The 18,112-nt window shown below is 68.8% G+C and carries 13 protein-coding genes; 5 read left to right on the top strand and 8 right to left on the bottom strand.

What is annotated here, in order from left to right; all coding sequences use genetic code 11:
- Positions 1 to 45: 45 nt before the first annotated feature.
- Complete coding sequence (gene uvrA, locus AC1RAD_RS24135) at positions 46 to 5,796, bottom strand: excinuclease ABC subunit UvrA (RefSeq protein ID WP_492738085.1); 5,751 nt, start codon at positions 5,794 to 5,796, stop codon at positions 46 to 48.
- Between the two features lie 185 nt (positions 5,797 to 5,981).
- Here uvrA and AC1RAD_RS24130 point away from each other — a divergent pair, with 185 nt between their 5' ends.
- Entirely contained in the window at positions 5,982 to 7,112 is a 1,131-nt protein-coding gene (locus tag AC1RAD_RS24130; protein ID WP_139701371.1) for an ABC transporter substrate-binding protein, read from the top strand.
- A 16-nt stretch (positions 7,113 to 7,128) separates the two neighbouring features.
- Here AC1RAD_RS24130 and AC1RAD_RS24125 read toward each other — a convergent pair whose 3' ends face one another.
- The 5 genes from AC1RAD_RS24125 to AC1RAD_RS24105 form a co-directional block, all read right to left on the bottom strand.
- Complete coding sequence (locus AC1RAD_RS24125; protein ID WP_056577413.1) at positions 7,129 to 7,317, bottom strand: hypothetical protein; 189 nt, start codon at positions 7,315 to 7,317, stop codon at positions 7,129 to 7,131.
- Between the two features lie 131 nt (positions 7,318 to 7,448).
- Positions 7,449 to 9,143, bottom strand: a complete 1,695-nt coding sequence (locus AC1RAD_RS24120) for an MFS transporter (protein ID WP_062477354.1) — start codon at positions 9,141 to 9,143, stop codon at positions 7,449 to 7,451.
- Between the two features lie 212 nt (positions 9,144 to 9,355).
- Positions 9,356 to 9,994: a 2-hydroxychromene-2-carboxylate isomerase gene (locus AC1RAD_RS24115; RefSeq protein ID WP_369645298.1), complete on the bottom strand. Its 639-nt coding sequence runs from the start codon at positions 9,992 to 9,994 to the stop codon at positions 9,356 to 9,358.
- Positions 9,991 to 10,260 carry a DUF1289 domain-containing protein gene (locus AC1RAD_RS24110; protein WP_082818188.1) on the bottom strand — a complete coding sequence of 90 codons (270 nt, stop codon included), beginning with the start codon at positions 10,258 to 10,260 and terminating at the stop codon, positions 9,991 to 9,993. The genes AC1RAD_RS24115 and AC1RAD_RS24110 overlap by 4 nt, the downstream gene beginning before the upstream one ends.
- Entirely contained in the window at positions 10,257 to 10,745 is a 489-nt protein-coding gene (locus tag AC1RAD_RS24105; RefSeq protein WP_056577405.1) for a YbaK/EbsC family protein, read from the bottom strand. The genes AC1RAD_RS24110 and AC1RAD_RS24105 overlap by 4 nt, the downstream gene beginning before the upstream one ends.
- A 449-nt stretch (positions 10,746 to 11,194) precedes the next feature.
- On the opposite strand from AC1RAD_RS24105, the gene nirB reads away from it, so the two are divergent.
- Genes nirB through AC1RAD_RS24085 form a run of 4 tightly spaced genes read left to right on the top strand, consistent with a single transcriptional unit; the run spans position 11,195 to position 16,713 of the window.
- The gene (nirB, locus tag AC1RAD_RS24100) at positions 11,195 to 13,714 is read left to right on the top strand and encodes a nitrite reductase large subunit NirB (RefSeq protein WP_492737612.1); all 2,520 of its coding nucleotides are present in this window, start codon (positions 11,195 to 11,197) and stop codon (positions 13,712 to 13,714) included.
- Positions 13,715 to 13,740: 26 nt separating this feature from the next.
- Positions 13,741 to 14,082 carry a nitrite reductase small subunit NirD gene (gene nirD / locus AC1RAD_RS24095; protein ID WP_492737610.1) on the top strand — a complete coding sequence of 114 codons (342 nt, stop codon included), beginning with the start codon at positions 13,741 to 13,743 and terminating at the stop codon, positions 14,080 to 14,082.
- Between the two features lie 49 nt (positions 14,083 to 14,131).
- Entirely contained in the window at positions 14,132 to 14,944 is an 813-nt protein-coding gene (locus tag AC1RAD_RS24090; protein ID WP_369645300.1) for a formate/nitrite transporter family protein, read from the top strand.
- A gap of 17 nt (positions 14,945 to 14,961) precedes the next feature.
- A complete protein-coding gene (locus tag AC1RAD_RS24085) occupies positions 14,962 to 16,713 on the top strand; it encodes a bifunctional protein-serine/threonine kinase/phosphatase (RefSeq protein ID WP_492737608.1) in 1,752 nt (583 codons plus the stop codon).
- Between the two features lie 17 nt (positions 16,714 to 16,730).
- Here AC1RAD_RS24085 and AC1RAD_RS24080 read toward each other — a convergent pair whose 3' ends face one another.
- Entirely contained in the window at positions 16,731 to 17,651 is a 921-nt protein-coding gene (locus AC1RAD_RS24080; RefSeq protein ID WP_492737606.1) for a hydroxymethylglutaryl-CoA lyase, read from the bottom strand.
- 164 nt (positions 17,652 to 17,815) lie between these two features.
- The gene (locus AC1RAD_RS24075; protein WP_492737604.1) at positions 17,816 to 18,112 is read right to left on the bottom strand and encodes an acylphosphatase; all 297 of its coding nucleotides are present in this window, start codon (positions 18,110 to 18,112) and stop codon (positions 17,816 to 17,818) included.

The raw sequence follows: 18,112 nt of genomic DNA, 5'->3' as shown, positions 1-18,112 counted from the left end.
GATGCGCCTGCGCCAAGGGTTGAGGCCATTGTGCGCCTGTGCGCGTCAACGTGCCAACACGGCCTTTAGAGCTACGCCAGTGTGCGTACCCAATCGCACCACCTCCTCCGGCGGCGCCGCCGCCACGATGCGTCCGCCGGCGTTGCCGCCCTCGGGCCCGAGGTCGAGGATCCAGTCGGCTTCGGCGATCAGGTCGAGGTCGTGCTCGATCACCACCACGCTGTGGCCGCCGTTCACCAGCCGGTGCAGCACGTGGATCAGCTTCTCGACGTCGGCCATGTGCAGGCCCACGGTCGGCTCGTCGAGCACGTACAGTGTGTGCGGCGCCTTCTGGCCGCGGCGCGTGATGTCGTCGCGCACCTTGCTCAGCTCGGTCACCAGCTTGATACGCTGCGCCTCGCCGCCCGACAGCGTGGGTGACGGCTGCCCCAGCGTGAGGTAGCCCAGGCCCACGTCCTTCAGCAGTTGCAGCGGGTGCGCGATGTTGGGCATGCTGGCGAAGAACTCCACCGCCTCGTCGACCTCCATCTTCAGCACGTCGCCGATGCTCTTGCCGCGCCAGCTCACGGCCAGCGTCTCGGGGTTGAAGCGCGCGCCGTGGCAGACCTCGCAGGGCACCTTCACGTCGGGCAGGAAGCTCATCTCGATGGTGCGCACGCCCGCGCCTTCGCAGCCCGGGCAGCGGCCTTCGCCGGTGTTGAAGCTGAAGCGCGCCGGGCCGTAGCCGCGCGCCTTGGCTTCGAGCGTGTCGGCGAAGAGCTTGCGGATGGTGTCCCAGAAACCGATGTAGGTGGCGGGGCAGCTGCGCGGCGTCTTGCCGATGGGCGTCTGGTCGACCTCGAGCACGCGGTCGATGACCTCGTAGCCGTCGACGCCGCGGCAGCCGACCCAGGCCGGGCGCTTGCCCGCGGCATCGGCGTCGCGGCCGGCCTTGGTCATGCGCTGCACCACGATGCCCTGCACGCTGGCCAGCAGCACGTCGCGCGCGAGCGTCGACTTGCCCGATCCGCTCACGCCCGTGACCACCACGAGGCGGTGCAGCGGCAGCGTGGCGGTCACGTCCTGCAGGTTGTGCAGGTCGGCGCCGTGCACGGTGAGCCAGTTGCCGCTGTCTTCCGCCTTCGGGTCGGGCGAGGGAATGAGGCGGCGCGCCTGCAGCGGGTGCTTGATGGCATCGCGCAGGTAGCGGCCGGTCTGCGAATCGCCGGCCTTCTGGATGTCGGCCACCGTGCCTTCGGCCACGAGGCGCCCGCCGCGCTTGCCGGCACTGGGGCCGATGTCGATGATGTGGTCGGCGCGGCGGATGGTGTCTTCGTCGTGCTCCACCACCACCAGCGTGTTGCCCTTCTCGCCGAGCTTGTGCAGCGCGTTCAGCAGGATCTGGTTGTCGCGTGCATGCAGGCCGATGGTCGGCTCGTCGAGCACGTAGCACACGCCCTGCAGGTTGCTGCCCAGCTGCGCCGCCAGGCGGATGCGTTGCGCCTCGCCGCCCGAGAGCGTGGGCGCGCCACGGTCGAGCGTCAGATACCCCAGGCCCACCTCTTCGAGGAATTCGAGGCGGCTCTTGATCTCGGGCACGAGGTCGCGCGCGATCTCGGCTTCGCGGCCGGTGAGCACCAGCCCTTCGAACCACTGGCGCACCTCGGTCACGCTCATGCGCGCCAGCTGCGTGATGCCGATGCCGCCCGAGCCGTCGGCCGCGGTGCCGAAGCCCACGGCGCGCGCGGTGGCGTTCAGGCGCGTGCCTTCGCAGGTCGGGCAGGCCACGTCGGCGAGGTCTTCGACCTCGGGCTCGGCAAAGGTCTGTTCACGGCCCTTGCTGTCGTCGTCGCGGATCGAATCGTCGAAGACCTTGCGCTGGTCCTTGCTGAGCTTCACGCCCGTGCCCACGCAGTCGGGGCACCAGCCGTGCTTGCTGTTGTAGCTGAACAGGCGCGGGTCGAGCTCGGCGTAGCTGGTGCTGCACACCGGACAGGCGCGCAGCGTGGAGAACACCTGCACGCGGCCGATGCCCACGGCGGACACGCCGGCCATCATGGCGGCGCGCAGGCCGTCGAGCTCGCTCAGCACATGGACCACGCCCTTGCCGTGCTCGAGCGCCTTGGTGAGCGCCGCGCGCAGTTCGTTCTCCTGCGAGGGCAGCACGTCGAGGCTGGCGACGGGCAGCTCGATGCTGTGTTCCTTGAAGCGGTCGATGCGCGGAAAGCCCGTGGTCGGCAGGAAGTCGCCGTCCACGCGCAGGTGCGTGAAGCCGCGCGGGCGCGCCCAGTCGGCCAGCTCGGTGTACACGCCCTTGCGGTTGCTCACCAGCGGCGCGAGCAGGCCGATGTGCTGGCCCTTGAAGTTGCGCATGAGCTGCGCGGCGATGCTGTCGGGCGTCTGCGGCTGCACGGCCGCGCCGTCGTGCACGCAGTGCTGGATGCCCAGCTTCACGTACAACAGGCGCAGGAAGTGCCACACCTCGGTGGTGGTGCCCACCGTGCTCTTGCGGCCGCCGCGCGACAGGCGCTGCTCGATGGCCACGGTCGGCGGAATGCCGTACACCGCGTCCACCTCGGGCCGGCCCGCGGGCTGCACGATGCTGCGCGCGTAGGCGTTGAGCGATTCGAGATACCGGCGCTGGCCTTCGTTGAAAAGAATGTCGAACGCGAGCGTCGACTTGCCCGAGCCGCTCACGCCCGTCACCACGCTGAACTTGCCGCGCGGAATGTCCACGCTGAGATTCTTCAGGTTGTGCTCGCGCGCGTTGACGATCTCGATGGCGTTGCCGCCGGGCGCCGTCTTGGCGTTGGCGATGTAGCGCCGCGCGGCGCGCTCGGCCACCTTGTAGGCGCCCGGTCCGACGGCGAGTTCGTAGTCGGCCAGCGCCGCGCCGGTGAGCGAGGCGCGGTTCTCGCGCAGCTGCTCGGGCGTGCCTTCGGCCACCACCTGGCCGCCGCCCTCGCCGCCTTCGGGGCCGAGGTCGATCAGCCAGTCGCTGGCGCGGATCACGTCCAGGTTGTGCTCGATGACGATGAGCGAATGGCCCGCGTCGAGCAGCTTGCGCAGCGCGCGCATCAGACGCGCGATGTCGTCGAAGTGCAGGCCCGTGGTCGGCTCGTCGAACAAAAACAGCGTGCCCTTGCGCGCCACCATCTGGCGGCTCGCGGTCGCGCTCTTGGCCGCCTCGGCCAGGAAGCCCGCGAGCTTCAGGCGTTGTGCCTCGCCGCCCGAGAGCGTGGGCACGGGCTGGCCGAGCTTCACGTAGTCCAGGCCCACGTCGACGATGGGCTGCAGCACGCGCAGCACGTCGCGGTCGGTGTCGAACAGCGCCGCGGCCTCGGCCACGGTGAGCTCCAGGATGTCGGCCACGTTGTAGCCGCGGCCCTTGCGCTCGATCTTCACTTCGAGGATCTCGGGCCGGTAGCGCTTGCCGTCGCAGTCGGGGCAGCGCAGGTACACGTCGGACAGGAACTGCATCTCGACGTGCTCGAAGCCCGAACCGCCGCAGGTCGGGCAACGCCCGTCGCCGGAATTGAAGCTGAACTTGCTCGCGGTGTAGCCGCGCTGGCGCGACAGCGCCGCGGTGGCGAAGATTTCGCGGATGGCGTCCCACGCGCCCACGTAGCTCGCGGGGTTGGAGCGCGCGGTCTTGCCGATGGGCGACTGGTCGACGAAGACCACGTCGCCCAGGTGATCGGCGCCGAGCATGCGGTCGTGCGCGCCCGGCGTCTCGGTGGCCTTGCCGAAATGGCGCATGAGCGCGGGCGCCAGCACGTCCTGGATGAGCGTGGACTTGCCCGAGCCGCTCACACCGGTCACGCACACGAGGCGCGCGAGCGGAAAGTCGACCGTGATGTTCTTCAGGTTGTGCTCGCGCACGCCTTCGAGGATGAGCCGGTGCGTGTTCTCGCTCACGAGCCGCTTGAAGCCCATGCCGATCTTCTTGCGTCCGCCCAGGTACTGGCCGGTGAGCGTGTCGGCGTCGCGCAGCTGGTCGGTGCCGCCATCGAACACGATCTGCCCGCCGCGCGCGCCGGGGCCGGGGCCCATGTCGATCACGCGGTCGGCCGCGAGCATCACGGCCGGGTCGTGCTCGACCACCACCAGCGTGTTGCCGGCATCGCGCAGGCGCAGCATGGCCTCGGTGATGCGGTTCATGTCGCGCGGATGCAGGCCGATGCTGGGCTCGTCGAGCACGAACAGCGTGTTCACCAGCGAGGTGCCCAGCGCCGTCGTGAGGTTGATGCGCTGCACCTCGCCGCCGCTGAGCGTGCGGCTCTGGCGGTCGAGCGTGAGGTAGCCGATGCCCACGTCGTGCAGGTAGCGCAGGCGCGTGGTGATCTCTTCGAACAGCAGCTTCAGCGCTTGGGCTTCCCCTTCGCTCGCGGGGCTGCCGTTGCCGTGGTGCTCCACGCGATCGAAGAACTTGCGCAGCCGCTCGATGGGCAGCAGCATCAGGTCGTGCAGGCACAGGCCGGGCAGCGCCTCGAGCTGCGCGCGGCTCCACTTCGCGCCGGTGGGCAGGAAGCGCTTTTCAGGCGGCAGCACGGCGTCGGCGTCGTCCTTGCTGCCGATGCGCCACAGCAGCGGATCGAGCTTCAGGCGCGCGCCGCTGCACACGGGGCACGGCGTGTAGCTGCGGTACTTCGACAAGAGCACGCGGATGTGCATCTTGTAGGCCTTGCTCTCCAGGTAGCCGAAGAAGCGGCGCACGCCGTACCACTGCTTGTTCCAGTTGCCGTCCTTGTAGTTGGGCGTGCCCTCGATCACCCAGTGCTTCTGCTCCTCGGTGAGCTTGTTCCACGGCGTGTCGCGCGGAATGCCGGCGGCCTCGGCGTGGCGCATGAGGTCGTCCTGCGCCTCTTTCCACGCGGGCGTCTGGATGGTCTTGATGGCGCCGGCGCGCAGCGTGAGCTTGTCGTTCGGGATCACGAGCCCCAGGTCGACGCCGATCACACGGCCGAAGCCGCGGCAGGTGTCGCAGGCGCCCACCGCCGAGTTGAACGAGAACATCGACGGGATGGGGTCGGTGTAGCGGATGTCGCTTTCGGGGCAATGCAGGCCGGTGGAGAACTTCCAGACGTCGGTCGGTGCGTTTTCTTCGGCGCCCGTCGCATGCACGGTGACGCGCCCGCTGCCGCGCTTGAGCGCCACCTCGATCGCCTCGACCACGCGCGCGCGCTCCGCGCTCGAGATGCGGAAGCGGTCGGCCACCACGTCGAGCACCTTGCGCGGGCCGGTGGGCGTGGCCACCTCGCGCTCGGCCTGCACGCGCGTGAAGCCGCTGGCCGACAGCCACTGCGTCACTTCGTCCGCCGTGGTGCCGGCCGGCAGCTCGACCGAGAAGGTGATGACGATGCGCGGGTCGCCCGCGGCCGCCGCGCGCTCGGCGATCTGCGCATAGATGCTGTCGGGCGAGTCGTGACGCACCGGCAGCGCGGTCTCGCGGTCGAACAGCTGGGCCGCGCGCGCGTAGAGCAGCTTCAGGTGGTCGTTCAGCTCGGTCATCGTGCCGACCGTGGAGCGCGAGGAGCGCACCGGGTTGGTCTGGTCGATGGCGATGGCGGGCGGCACGCCCTCCACCTTGTCGACGGCGGGCTTGTCCATGCGGTCCAGGAACTGGCGCGCGTAGGCGGAAAAGGTCTCCACGTAGCGGCGCTGGCCTTCGGCGTAGAGGGTGTCGAACACGAGGCTCGACTTGCCCGAGCCGCTGGGCCCGGTGACCACGGTCATCTCGCCGGTGCGGATGTCGAGGTCGAGGTTCTGGAGGTTGTGCTGGCGCGCGCCGCGAATCCGGATGGAGCCCTGTGTCATGAGTGCCTTGGGGGGTGGGGCAAACATTCTAGGGAGTGCTTCGTGACGCTTCGGCCCACGCCGGCGCATGGGCGGCGCCCGCGCAGGGGTTTGTCTGGATGCGTCCAAAGACACTTTATGAAACAAATGCGACATTTGTTTTCACAATTGTTCAGCGAGTCTCCCGAAGGCTCCGAAAGGCTTTCATGACGAAGAAGAAAGTGGCAGGTTCACGGCACGCGCTCGGCGTGGCCGCCCTGCTGGCGCTGTACGCGATGGGCGCCTCGGCCCAGATCGTGATCGGCCAGACCGCGGGCATGACCGGCTCGGTAGCCGCCAGCGTGAACGAGACCATCGGCGGCGCGCAGCTGGTGATCGACGCGGCCAATGCCCAGGGCGGCATCCACGGCGAGAAGATCGAGGTCATCCGCATGGACGACGCCTTCGACGTCAAGCGCGCGGGCGATAACGCGCGCGTGCTGATCGAGGACAAGAAGGTGCTCGCGCTCTTCATGAGCCGCGGCACGCCGCACTCGCAGGCCATCATCCCGTACCTGGACAAGAACGAGGTGGCGCTCATCGGCCCCTCGACCGGCGCGATGGTGCTGCACAAGCCGCTGCAAAAGCATGTGTTCAACGTGCGCGCCACCTACCAGCGCGAAGCCGAGAAGGCGGTGCAGCACCTGCTGACCATCGGCCTGACGCGCATCGCCGTGGTCCACGTGACCGACTCGTTCGGCGCCGACGCGCTGCAGGGCGCGATGAACGGCTTCACCAAGGGCAAGGCCCAGCCGATCGCGACCGTGCCGGCCGACCGCGAGAAGCCCGACTACAAGACCATCGTGCCCGCCATCATGAAGGCCGACGCGCAGGCGGTGGTGTGGATCGGCTCGGGCGTGGCGGTGGTCGACGGCATCAAGGCGCTGCGCGCCGCAGGCTCGGCGGCGCAGGTGGTCACGCTGTCGAACAACGCCTCGTCGGGCTTCATCAAGCAGCTGGGCGACGCCAGCCGCGGCGTGATCGTGACGCAGGTGTTCCCCAGCGAACGCTCGATGGGCCAGCCGATGGTGAAGGAGGCGCTGACGCTCGCCCGCGCCAAGGGCCAGGGCGAGCTGTCACCGGCTGCGCTCGAAGGCTTCGCCTCGGCCAAGGTGCTGGTGGAGGCATTGCGCCGCGCGGGCCCCAAGCCCACGCGCGCCAAGGTGCTCGCGGCGCTCGAAAGCCTCAAGGGCTACGACCTGGGCGGCGGGCTCGAGGTGAGCTACTCGCCGCAGGACCACAGCGGCATCGACTTCGCGGACCTCGCGATCATCAGCGAAGGCCGCTTCAAGCGCTGACGCGCGCCCCGTTGCGTTACTTCGCGGCGGAGGCCGCGGCGGCCGGTGCCGACGCGCCAGGCGCCGGCGTGGCCGCCGGTGCGGGGGCGTGCGTCGTGTCGCCGCCGTGCTTCTCGCCGGACATGTCGATCTTGTCGCCGCCCATCGAAATCACATACAGGGCAATGGCGGCGAAGATGACGAAGCCGACTACGATTTTCCACATGGGTACTGTCTCCTGAGAAGGTGAAAAGGGGGACGAAGAGGGTTCAAGAAAAAGGCCTCATGCCGCGGGGCATGAAGCCTCTTTGTTGAACGGAGGGCAGCCGCCGCGCGGCCCCCTCCAGATGCCACCGATCAGTCGTTGGCGTAGATGTCCACGTCCTTGGTCTCGCGGATGAACAGCGTGCCGATCACCAGCGTGATGCCCGCGATGATGATCGGGTACCACAGGCCGTTGTACATGTTGCCGGTCGAGGCCACGATGGCGAAGGCGGTGGTCGGCAGCAGGCCGCCGAACCAGCCGTTGCCGATGTGGTACGGCAGGCTCATCGAGGTGTAGCGGATGCGCGTGGGGAACATCTCGACCAGCATCGCGGCGATCGGGCCATAGACCATGGTCACCAGCAGCACCAGCCAGAACAGCAGCACGATGGTCAGCACCTTGTTGATCTTGGCGGGATCGGCCTTGGACGGGTAGCCGGCGACCTTCAGGTCTTCGGCCACGCCCTTCTTGAAGGCGGCGATGGCCTTGACGCTGGTCTCGTCGAACTTGGAGTTCGCGACCACGCCGGTGGGCGCCTCGACGGTCTTGTCGCCGATCTTCACGACGGCCGCGGAGCCGGGCGCGCCGGCCACGTTCTCGTAGCTCACCGAGTTCTGCACGAGGTAGCGCTTGGCGATGTCGCACGAGCTCTTGAAGTCGATCTCGCGGGCCACGGGGTTGCCCTGGAACGAGCAGGTCTTCGGGTCGGCCGTCACGGTGACGCCGGCCGTGGCTTGTGCGCGGGCCAGGTCAGGGTTGGCGGCTTCGGTCAGCATCTTGAAGACCGGGAAGTAGGTGACCACGGCCAGCAGGCAACCGGCCATGATGATCGGCTTGCGGCCGATCTTGTCGGACAGCGTGCCGAACACCACGAAGAAGGGCGTGCCCAGCAGCAGCGCGGCGGCGATCATCAGGTTGGCGGTGGTCGCATCGACCTTGAGCTGCTGCGTCAGGAAGAACAGCGCATAGAACTGGCCCGAGTACCAGACCACGGCCTGGCCGGCCGTGAGGCCGATCAGCGCCAGGATCACGATCTTCAGGTTCTTCCACTGGCCGAAGGATTCGGCGAGCGGCGCCTTCGAGGTCTTGCCCTCGGCCTTCATCTTCTGGAAGGCGGGCGACTCCGACAGCGTCAGGCGGATCCACACCGAGATGGCCAGGAGCAGGATGGAGACCAGGAACGGAATGCGCCAGCCCCACTCGCCGAAGGCCTGCTCACCGAGCCAGGTGCGCACGCCCAGGATCACGATCAGGCTCAGGAACAGGCCGAGCGTGGCCGTGGTCTGGATCCACGAGGTGTAGGCACCGCGCTTGCCGTGCGGCGAGTGCTCGGCCACGTAGGTGGCGGCACCGCCGTACTCGCCGCCGAGCGCCAGGCCCTGCAGCATGCGCAGCGCGATCAGGATCACCGGCGCCGCGACGCCGATGGTCGCGTAGCTGGGCAAGAGGCCGACGATGAAGGTCGACAGGCCCATGATCAGGATCGTCACCAGGAAGGTGTACTTGCGACCGATCATGTCGCCCAGGCGGCCGAACACGATGGCGCCGAATGGACGCACCAGGAAGCCGGCGGCGAAAGCCAGCAGCGCGAAGATGAAGGCCGCGCCCGCATCCAGGCCGCTGAAGAACTGCTTCGCGATGATCGCGGCGAGCGAACCGTACAGATAGAAGTCGTACCACTCGAACACGGTGCCGAGCGAGGAGGCGAAGATGACCTTCTTCTCCTCCGCGGACATGGGCCGGGGGGCCGGATGCGGCACTCCCCTTGAATCTAGCGTGGCTGCCATCGTCGTCTCCTGGTGTGTATGTATGCGTCCATCGGTTCCCGGCATTCGGGACCGTGGGGCATTCTTGGAGGCGCGACTGACCCGAGGCTTTCGCGAAACTGAACGGGCGCTTACGGTTTAGGGTGAAACCCGCGCTGCTCGTTTCAGCTTGTAAGAAACAAGGACCCTGCGCGGGTTTGTCCTCAGTCCTTGCTGCGAAGCAGCAAAAAGCCTCAGCTCTTGCGCAGCAACGAGGGGCGCTGGTCGGCACCGGTCCATTGCGGACCGTCGAACCAGGCGTCGCCCTGCAGGTAGGCGCGCAGCATCGCCAGGCCGTCGAAGCCCCAGAACAGGCGCCCGTCGACCACGTAGCAGGGCACGCCGAACACGCCCTGCGCCACGGCTTCGTCGGTGTTGCGCTTGAGCAGGGCCTTGTTCTCGTCGCCGTTCACGTCGCGCTTCGGCTGCAGCTGCGCCGTGAGCGCGGCCAGCCGCGTGGCATCGCCCGCCTCTTCGCCGCCGCGCCACACATGGCGAAAGAGGGTTTCGGCCGCAAGGCGGCTGATGCTGCCGTCGTCGCCCGTGGCCACGGCCAGGCGCAGGTGCGGCAGCGGGTTGTAGGGGTGCGAGGCCGGCATCTCGATGGGGATGCCGTGCGCCTGGCCCAGCCACAGCACGTGGCGGTAGGTCCAGCTGCGCTTGGAGGGAATCTCCGCCGGCCCGAGCTGGCCGTGGTGCTTGAGCAGCGCGCCCAGCAGCACCGGCTTGTAGGCCACGCTCACGCTCAGGCCTTCGAGCGCCTCGGGCAGCTGCTCGAACGCCAGGTGCGCGTAGGGTGAGATGAAATCGAGATAGAAGTCGATGTGCTTCATGCGTCGTGGTCTCCTGTGGTGGGTTCTGGCACGCGCCAGATGCCGGCCTGGGCCCGCAGTTCGATCGCGCGCCACACCTGGCGGCGGCTGTCGTCTTCCATCTTGCTCCAGCCGGCGATCTCGGGAATGGTGCGCAGGCACCCTTCGCAGAAGCCGCTCAGGCGGTCCATGCGGCACACCGACGAGCACGGCGAAGGCACCTCGCCGTCCATGCGCTGCACGGTCCCGGCGCGCTCGGCGAGCGCATGCGCTTCGTCGAAGTTCACACCACGTCGGCCACCGGCGCGCCGGTGAGCTTCTCGAGATCGTTCGGGTGCAGCTGGAACACCGCGTGCGGATGGCCCGCGGCGGCCCAGATCTCCTCGAAGCGGAACAGCTCGCGGTCGATCAGCACCACGGGCTTGGTCACATGGCCCACCGGCGACACGCCGCCGATGGTGAAGCCGGTGCGCGCCTTCACGAAGTCGGCGTCGGCGCGGCCGGTCTTGCCGACGATGGCGTCGACCTTCTTCTCGTCGACGCGCTTGTCGCCCGAGGTGATGACCAGCACCGCCGCCTCGTCGCTCTTGCGGCGGAAGATGATGCTCTTGGCGATCTGCCCGACCGAGATGCCGAGCGCGTCGGCGGCCTGCTGCGCGGTGCGGCAGGCGTCGTCGAGCATGCGGGGTGCATGGGGATGGCCGGCGTCCTGCAGCACGCGGGAGACGCGCTGGACACCTTCAGGGAGGGAATGGAGTTCGGAGCCGCACATGGCAAGTTCTTCGGGGTTCGTGGGGGCGTTCGCCCTGCGTTGCAAGGCCCCGAGCATACGGAAAAGCCCCGCGCACCGACGCCACCGCCCGCATCCGCCCCTCCACCCCGGCGCACCAATGCGGAGAGCGCCGGCGCACGACGCCCGTGCGTGCCCCGTCGCGCCCGGTCCGGTTTCGGTGCGCCACGGGCCGGTGAGGCCCGCCGCACGGGCTTTTGAGCGCGGCACGCTTATTGCTGAACACGGTGGCGACCCACCGGCCTCTGCGGCGGGTTCGCAATGCCTCCGCTAACGACGGCGGGGTTCAAGCGCACCGATGGCCGCCCGCCGCCGGTTCGTCTGCTCCAACCCATTTCGCATCCGTTCCGTCGCGGGGGCCCCAACGACGCTGTCTGTTCGACAGCGGCTGCGGGGGCGCCTTCCAGGGCCGGTTGCGTGCAGGACCCCCAATGAAGATCGCAGTCATCGGCCACGGCATGGTCGGCCACAAGTTCCTCGAGCAACTCCACACGCTCGGCATTCCCGACGCACAGGTCACCGTGCTGTGCGAAGAGCCACGCCCGGCCTACGACCGGGTGCACCTGTCCGAGTACTTCTCCGGCAAAACGGCCGACGACCTGTCGCTGGTCGAGCCCGGCTTCTTCGAGCGCAGCGGCTTCACGCTGCGCCTGGCCGCGCGGGCCGTGGCCGTCGAGCGGCGCAACAACACCGTGACCACGGCCGACGGCGAGGTGATCGCCTACGACAAGCTGGTGCTGGCCACCGGCTCCAACCCCTTCGTGCCGGCCGTGCCGGGCCGCGACCGGCCGAACTGCTTTGTCTACCGCACCATCGAGGACCTCGACGCCATGAAGGCCTGCGGCGCCAGATCGCGCAGCGGCGTGGTGGTGGGCGGCGGCCTGCTGGGCCTGGAATGCGCCAAGGCGCTGCGCGACATGGGCCTGGAAACGCACGTCGTCGAGTTCGCACCGCGCCTGATGGCGGTGCAGGTCGACGAAGGCGGTGGCCGTGCATTGCGCGGCAGCATCGAGGCGCTGGGCCTGCACGTGCACACCGGCCGCAACACGGTGGAGATCGTCGACGGCGCGAGCGCACGGCACCGCATGGTGTTCGCCGACGGCACGCACCTGGAGACCGACATGATCGTGTTCTCCGCCGGCATCCGCCCGCGCGACGAACTGGCGCGCCAGAGCCTGCTGGCCGTGGGCCCGCGCGGCGGCGTGGCGATCGACAGCCACTGCCGCACCAGCGACCGCAACGTCTACGCCATCGGCGAATGCGCGTCGTGGAACGAACAGACCTTCGGCCTCGTCGCGCCGGGCTACGACATGGCCCGCGTGGCCGCGCGCCACATCGCCGGCCAGGACGACGCCGCCTTCACCGGCGCCGACCTGAGCACCAAGCTCAAGCTGATGGGCGTCGACGTGGCCAGCATCGGCGACGCGCACGGCAAGACGCCGAAGTCGCGCGCCTACCAGTACATCGACGAGCGCAAGCAGGTCTACAAGAAGATCGTGGTCAGCGAAGACGGCAAGCAGCTGCTGGGCGCGGTGCTGGTCGGCGACGCCGGCGAGTACGGCACGCTGCTGCAGCTGGCGCTCAACGGCATCGCGCTGCCCGACGAACCCGAGTTTTTGATCCTGCCGTCGAGCGACGGCAAGGCGAAACCGGGCCTGGGCGTCGAGGCCCTTCCCGACACCGCACAGATCTGCTCGTGCAACAGCGTCACCAAGGGCCAGATCTGCGAAGCCGTGGGCCAGGGCGTGTGCACGCCCGCCGAGATGAAGGCCTGCACCCAGGCCGGCGCCACCTGCGGCGGCTGCGTGCCGCTGGTCACGCAGGTCATGAAGATGGAAATGGCCAAGCGCGGCATGGCCGTGAACAACCACCTGTGCGAGCACTTCCCCTACTCGCGCCAGGAGCTGTACCACCTCATCCGCGTGGGCGAGATCCGCAGCTTCGCCGACCTGCTCGCGAAGCATGGAAAGGGCCTGGGCTGCGACATCTGCAAGCCGACCGCCGCGAGCATCTTCGCCTCGTGCTGGAACGAGTTCGTGCTCAAGAAAGACCTGGCCGGCCTGCAGGACAGCAACGACTACTTCCTGGGCAACATCCAGAAGGACGGCACCTACTCCGTGGTGCCGCGCATGCCCGGTGGCGAGGTCACGCCCGAGGGGCTGATCGCCGTGGGCCAGGTCGCGAAGAAGTACGGCCTGTACACCAAGATCACCGGCGGGGCACGCGTGGACATGTTCGGTGCGCGCGTCGAGCAGCTGCCGTCCATCTGGGAAGAACTCATCGCCGCCGGCTTCGAGTCGGGCCATGCCTACGGCAAGTCGCTGCGCACGGTGAAGAGCTGCGTGGGCTCGACCTGGTGCCGCTACGGCGTGGACGACAGCGTCGGCCTGGCCGTGGAACTGGAGAACCGCTACAAGGGCCTGCGCGCGCCGCACAAGATCAAGTTCGGCGTGTCGGGCTGCACCCGCGAATGCGCCGAGGCGCAGGGCAAGGACGTCGGCATCATCGCCACCGACAAGGGCTGGAACCTCTATGTGTGCGGCAACGGCGGCATGAAGCCGCGCCATGCCGAGCTGCTGGCGAGCGACCTGAGCAAGGCCGACCTCATCCGCATGATCGACCGCTTCCTGATGTTCTACGTGCGCACGGCCGACCGCCTGCAGCGCACCAGCACCTGGCGCGAGAACCTCGAGGGCGGCCTCGACTACCTCAAGGGCGTGCTGCTGCAGGACACGCTGGGCCTGGGCGCCGAGCTCGAGGCGCAGATGCAGCACGTGGTCGACACCTACCAGTGCGAATGGAAGACCGCGGTGAACGACCCCGCCACGCGCCAGCGCTTCCGCTCCTTCGTGAACAGCGAGAAGCCCGACGAGCACATCGTCTTCGTGCAGGAGCGCGGCCAGAACCGTCCCGCACGCCCCGAAGAGCGCCGCGAAACCAGCGAAGCCTGAGCCAACGACAAGGAAGAAAGCCCACCATGACCACAGACACCCAGACCTGGACCGCCGTGTGCGCCGCCGGCGACATCCTCCCCGATACCGGCGTGTGCGCGCTGGTCGACGGCGTGCATGTCGCGATCTTCCGCGTCGGCCAGGAGCCGTCGCTCTTCGCCATCGACAACGTCGACCCGAAGGCCGGCGTCAGCGTGCTCTCGCGCGGGCTGGTCGGCAGCCTGGGCGAGCGCATCGTCGTGGCCTCGCCGCTCTACAAGAACCACTTCGACCTGCGCAGCGGCGAATGCCTGGAGGCGCCCGAGCACTCGGTGCGCGCGCATGCGGTGCGCGTCGAGGACGGCCGCGTGCTCGTCGCGCTGGCCTGACGCCGCTTCGCCCTCTTCCGTTTTTTCAGCCTCTCTCCAAGGACCCCGAATGGCCTACCTCGCCCCTGCCGAATTCGTGACCAAGATGGTCGACGCCGGTGAATCCAAGCTGCTGATGTCCACGCGCGACACGCTGATCCGCTCGTACATGGCCGGCGCCATCCTCGCGCTGGCCGCCGCCTTCGCCGTGAGCATCACCGTGAACACCGGCAATGCGCTGGTCGGCGCCATGCTGTTCCCGGTCGGTTTCATCATGCTGTACCTGCTGGGCTTCGACCTGCTCACCGGCGTGTTCACGCTGGCGCCGCTGGCCGTGCTCGACAAGCGCCCCGGCGCCACCTGGGCCGGCGTGATGCGCAACTGGAGCCTGGTGTTCGTGGGCAACTTCGCCGGCGCGCTGACGGTGGCGGTGTTCATGGCGATCATCTTCACCTTCGGCTTCAGCGAAGCGCCCAACGCCATCGGCGAGAAGCTCGGCCACATCGGCGAAGGCCGCACCGTCGGCTATGCGGCGCACGGCGCGGCCGGCATGCTCACGCTGTTCATCCGCGGCGTGATGTGCAACTGGATGGTCTCGACCGGCGTGGTCGCGGCCATGATGTCGACCACCGTGTCGGGCAAGGCCATCGGCATGTGGATGCCCGTGATGGTCTTCTTCTACATGGGCTTCGAGCACTCCATCGTCAACATGTTCCTGTTCCCCGCCGGCCTGATGCTGGGCGGCAAGTTCACCTTCATGGACTACCTGATCTGGAACGAACTGCCCACCGTGATCGGCAACCTCGTCGGCGGCCTGACCTTCGTGGGCCTCACGCTGTACGCCACGCACTACAAGACGGCGGCCAAGCGCGTCGCCGGCTGAGCCACCGCATCGTTCGCATGCCCGCGCCGCCGCGCAAGCAGCTGCGCGTGACGCTCGGCCAGCATTCGCTGGCGGGGCTTCACGCGCCGGTCAACCAGGACTTCCACGGCGCCATGCTGCCCGAGGGCGCGCTGCTTCTTTCCAAGGGCATCGCCGTGGCGCTGGCCGACGGCATCGGCTCCAGCCGCGTGAGCCAGGTGGCGAGCGCGGCGGCCGTGCGCGGCTTTCTCGACGACTACTACGCGACCTCCGACACCTGGTCGGTGCAGCGCGCGGCGCAGCGCGTGCTGGGCGCCACCAACGCCTGGCTGCATGCGCAGACGATGCGCAGCGACGCGCGCTTCGACAAGGACAGCGGCTACGTCTGCACCTTCAGCGCGCTGATCCTCAAGGGCCGCGACGCGCACCTGCTGCACGTGGGCGACGCGCGCATCCACCGGCTGCATGCCGGCGCGCTCGAACAGCTCACCGAGGACCACCGCGTGCGCGTGTCGTCGGCCGAGTCGTACCTCGGGCGCGCGCTGGGCGCGGGCGCCCATGTCGAAATCGACCACCGTTGCTGGCAAGCCGAGGTGGGCGAGGTCTACCTGCTGGCCACCGACGGCGCCTACACGCACCTGGACGCCGCCGCCGTGCACGAAGCGCTGGCGCTGCATGCCGACGACTTCGACGAAGCAGCACGCTGGCTCGCGGAAACCGCGCGCACCCGGGGCAGCACCGACGACATCACGGTGCAGCTGCTGCGCATCGACGAACTGCCCGACGCCGCCGCGCCGCCCGCGCAGCTGCAGCGCGAAGGCCTGGCGATGCCGCCGGCGCTGGCGCCGCGGGCGCGCTTCGAGGGCTTCAGCCTCGTGCGCGAGCTGCACATGAGCGCGCGCAGCCACGTCTACCTGGCCACCGACGACGCCACCGGCCAGCCCGCCGTGCTGAAACTGCCGTCGGTCGACCTGCGCGACGACCCCGGCTACCTCGACCGCTTCGTGCTCGAGGAGTGGGTGGCGCGGCGCATCGACAGCCCGCACGTGCTCAAGGCCAGCGCCGTCGAGCGCCCGCGCGCGCACCTGTACGTGGCCATGGAGTACGTCGACGGCCACACGCTCGCGCAGTGGATGGTCGACCACCCCCGGCCCGACCTGGACAGCGTGCGCGGCATCGTCGCGCAGCTGGCGCGCGGGCTGCAGGCGCTGCACGGCAAGGAGATGCTGCACCAGGACCTGCGGCCCGAGAACGTGATGATCGACCGCGCCGGCACCGTGAAGATCATCGACCTGGCCGCGACCCACGTGGCCGGCCTGGCCGACGGCAGCGGCGAGGCCCGCGCGCTCGCCATCGAAGGCACGCTGCAGTACACCGCGCCCGAGTACTTCACCGGCCACGGCGGCAGCGCGCGCTCCGACCTGTTCTCGCTGGCCGCGATCGTCTACCAGATGCTGTGCGGCCAGCTGCCCTACGGCCTGCAGGTGTCGCGCATCCGCACGCAAGCCGACGTGGGGCGGCTGCGCTACGTGCCCGTGCGCCACCTGCGGCCCGAGCTGCCCGCGTGGGTCGATGCCGTGCTGCAGAAGGCGCTGCACCCGCAGGCCGCGAAGCGGCAGCAGGCGGTGTCGGAGTTCGCGCACGACCTGCGCACGCCGGGCCCGGAGTTCTGGAGTGCGCGGATGCCGCCGCTGATCGAGCGCCGCCCGGTGCTCTTCTGGCAGTGCACCACCGTGCTGCTGGCCGCCGCGGTGGTGGTGCTGCTGGGGCTGCGCGCCTTCGGGCGCTGAGAAGAAAGAAGGAAGGCTCAGCCCGCGCGCTTGGTGCGGATCGCCTTCGAGGCGCGCGAGTTCGGCTCGCGCCCCAGCGCTTCGCTGATGTACACGCCCGCGTCGATGAGCTTGTCCAGGTCGATACCGGTGGCGATGCCCATGCCGTGCAGCATGTAGACCACGTCTTCGGTCGCGACGTTGCCCGTCGCGCCCTTGGCGTAGGGGCAACCGCCGAGACCCGCCGAGGACGACTGGAAGTTCCACACGCCGAGTTCGAGCGCCGCCAGCGTGTTGACCAGCGCCTGCCCGTAGGTGTCGTGGAAGTGGCCGGAGATGGCGTCGACATCGAAGTGCGCCAGCGTGGCCTCCATGGCCGCCTGCACCTTGCGCGGCGTGCCCACGCCGATGGTGTCGGCCACGTCCACGCGCTGCACGCCGATGCCCTTCATCAGTTGCGCGAGGTAGCCGACCTTGGACGGATCGATCTCGCCTTCGTACGGGCAGCCCACCGTGCACGACATCGCGCCGCGCACGGCGATGCCCTTCGCGCGCGCCGCCTCGACCACGGGCGCGAAGCGCTCGATGCTCTCGGCGATCGAGCAGTTGATGTTCTTCTGGCTGAAGGCCTCGCTCGCGGCGCCGAACACCACGATCTCGTCGGGCCACTCTTCGCGCGGCGCGGCAATGGCGGCCTCGAAGCCCTTCATGTTGGGCGTGAGCACCGAGTAGAGGACGCCCGGCTTGCGCGTGATGCCGTGCATCACTTCGGCGTTGTCGGCCATCTGCGGCACCCACTTGGGCGAGACGAAGCTGGTGACCTCGATCTCCTTCAGGCCGGCGTCCTGCAGGCGGTGCACGAGACCGATCTTGACCTCGGCGGAGACGGGTTGCTTTTCGTTCTGGAGGCCGTCGCGCGGACCGACGTCGACGAGCTTGACCTGGGTGGGGAGTTTCATGGGATGTCTCTGGTGTCGCTGTCGCGGGAGGGGGATGAAAAACCGGCTTCGATTGTCTGACACATGGGCTTTCGCTGCTTGGTACACAAGTCGCGGAAGGTAGCAATGCGCGCCTGTGGGGTTGCAAATGGTGCCAACCGGTCGGCCCCGCAGGAAAACAGCCGCTAGACGGTTTCGCGCTGCACGAAGCCGTCGGGCAGATCGCCCGTGGCGTCGGCCTCGCTCACATCGACCGCCTCCACGCGCGCACCGGCCGGCCCCTGGCGCGCCCAGTGCACCAGCGCCTCGACCGCATCGGCCTCGCCGGCCACGAGCGCTTCGACCTTGCCGTCGCGCCGGTTGCGCACCCAGCCGCGCACGCCGAGCCGCTGCGCGGCCTGCACCATCGACCAGCGATAACCCACGCCCTGCACGAGGCCGTGGACGACGAGATGGCGGGTGATGGTGGCGTGTGGGTTCAT

This window comes from Variovorax sp. GW823-FHT04B03, from assembly GCF_058796495.1.
Note: the sequence above shows the minus strand (reverse complement) of the source record. Positions and strands in the feature narration are given on the sequence as shown.

What these genes read in the sequence shown, in the direction of transcription:
- uvrA (WP_492738085.1), bottom strand. Translation starts at nt 5,796, where the DNA reads ATGACACAGGGCTCCATCCGGATTCGCGGCGCGCGCCAGCACAACCTC.
- AC1RAD_RS24090 (WP_369645300.1), top strand. Translation starts at nt 14,132, where the DNA reads ATGGCCTACCTCGCCCCTGCCGAATTCGTGACCAAGATGGTCGACGCC.
- AC1RAD_RS24075 (WP_492737604.1), bottom strand. Translation starts at nt 18,112, where the DNA reads ATGAACCCACACGCCACCATCACCCGCCATCTCGTCGTCCACGGCCTC.
- nirD (WP_492737610.1), top strand. Translation starts at nt 13,741, where the DNA reads ATGACCACAGACACCCAGACCTGGACCGCCGTGTGCGCCGCCGGCGAC.
- AC1RAD_RS24105 (WP_056577405.1), bottom strand. Translation starts at nt 10,745, where the DNA reads ATGTGCGGCTCCGAACTCCATTCCCTCCCTGAAGGTGTCCAGCGCGTC.
- AC1RAD_RS24080 (WP_492737606.1), bottom strand. Translation starts at nt 17,651, where the DNA reads ATGAAACTCCCCACCCAGGTCAAGCTCGTCGACGTCGGTCCGCGCGAC.
- AC1RAD_RS24125 (WP_056577413.1), bottom strand. Translation starts at nt 7,317, where the DNA reads ATGTGGAAAATCGTAGTCGGCTTCGTCATCTTCGCCGCCATTGCCCTG.
- AC1RAD_RS24085 (WP_492737608.1), top strand. Translation starts at nt 14,962, where the DNA reads ATGCCCGCGCCGCCGCGCAAGCAGCTGCGCGTGACGCTCGGCCAGCAT.
- AC1RAD_RS24130 (WP_139701371.1), top strand. Translation starts at nt 5,982, where the DNA reads ATGACGAAGAAGAAAGTGGCAGGTTCACGGCACGCGCTCGGCGTGGCC.
- AC1RAD_RS24120 (WP_062477354.1), bottom strand. Translation starts at nt 9,143, where the DNA reads ATGGCAGCCACGCTAGATTCAAGGGGAGTGCCGCATCCGGCCCCCCGG.
- nirB (WP_492737612.1), top strand. Translation starts at nt 11,195, where the DNA reads ATGAAGATCGCAGTCATCGGCCACGGCATGGTCGGCCACAAGTTCCTC.
- AC1RAD_RS24115 (WP_369645298.1), bottom strand. Translation starts at nt 9,994, where the DNA reads ATGAAGCACATCGACTTCTATCTCGATTTCATCTCACCCTACGCGCAC.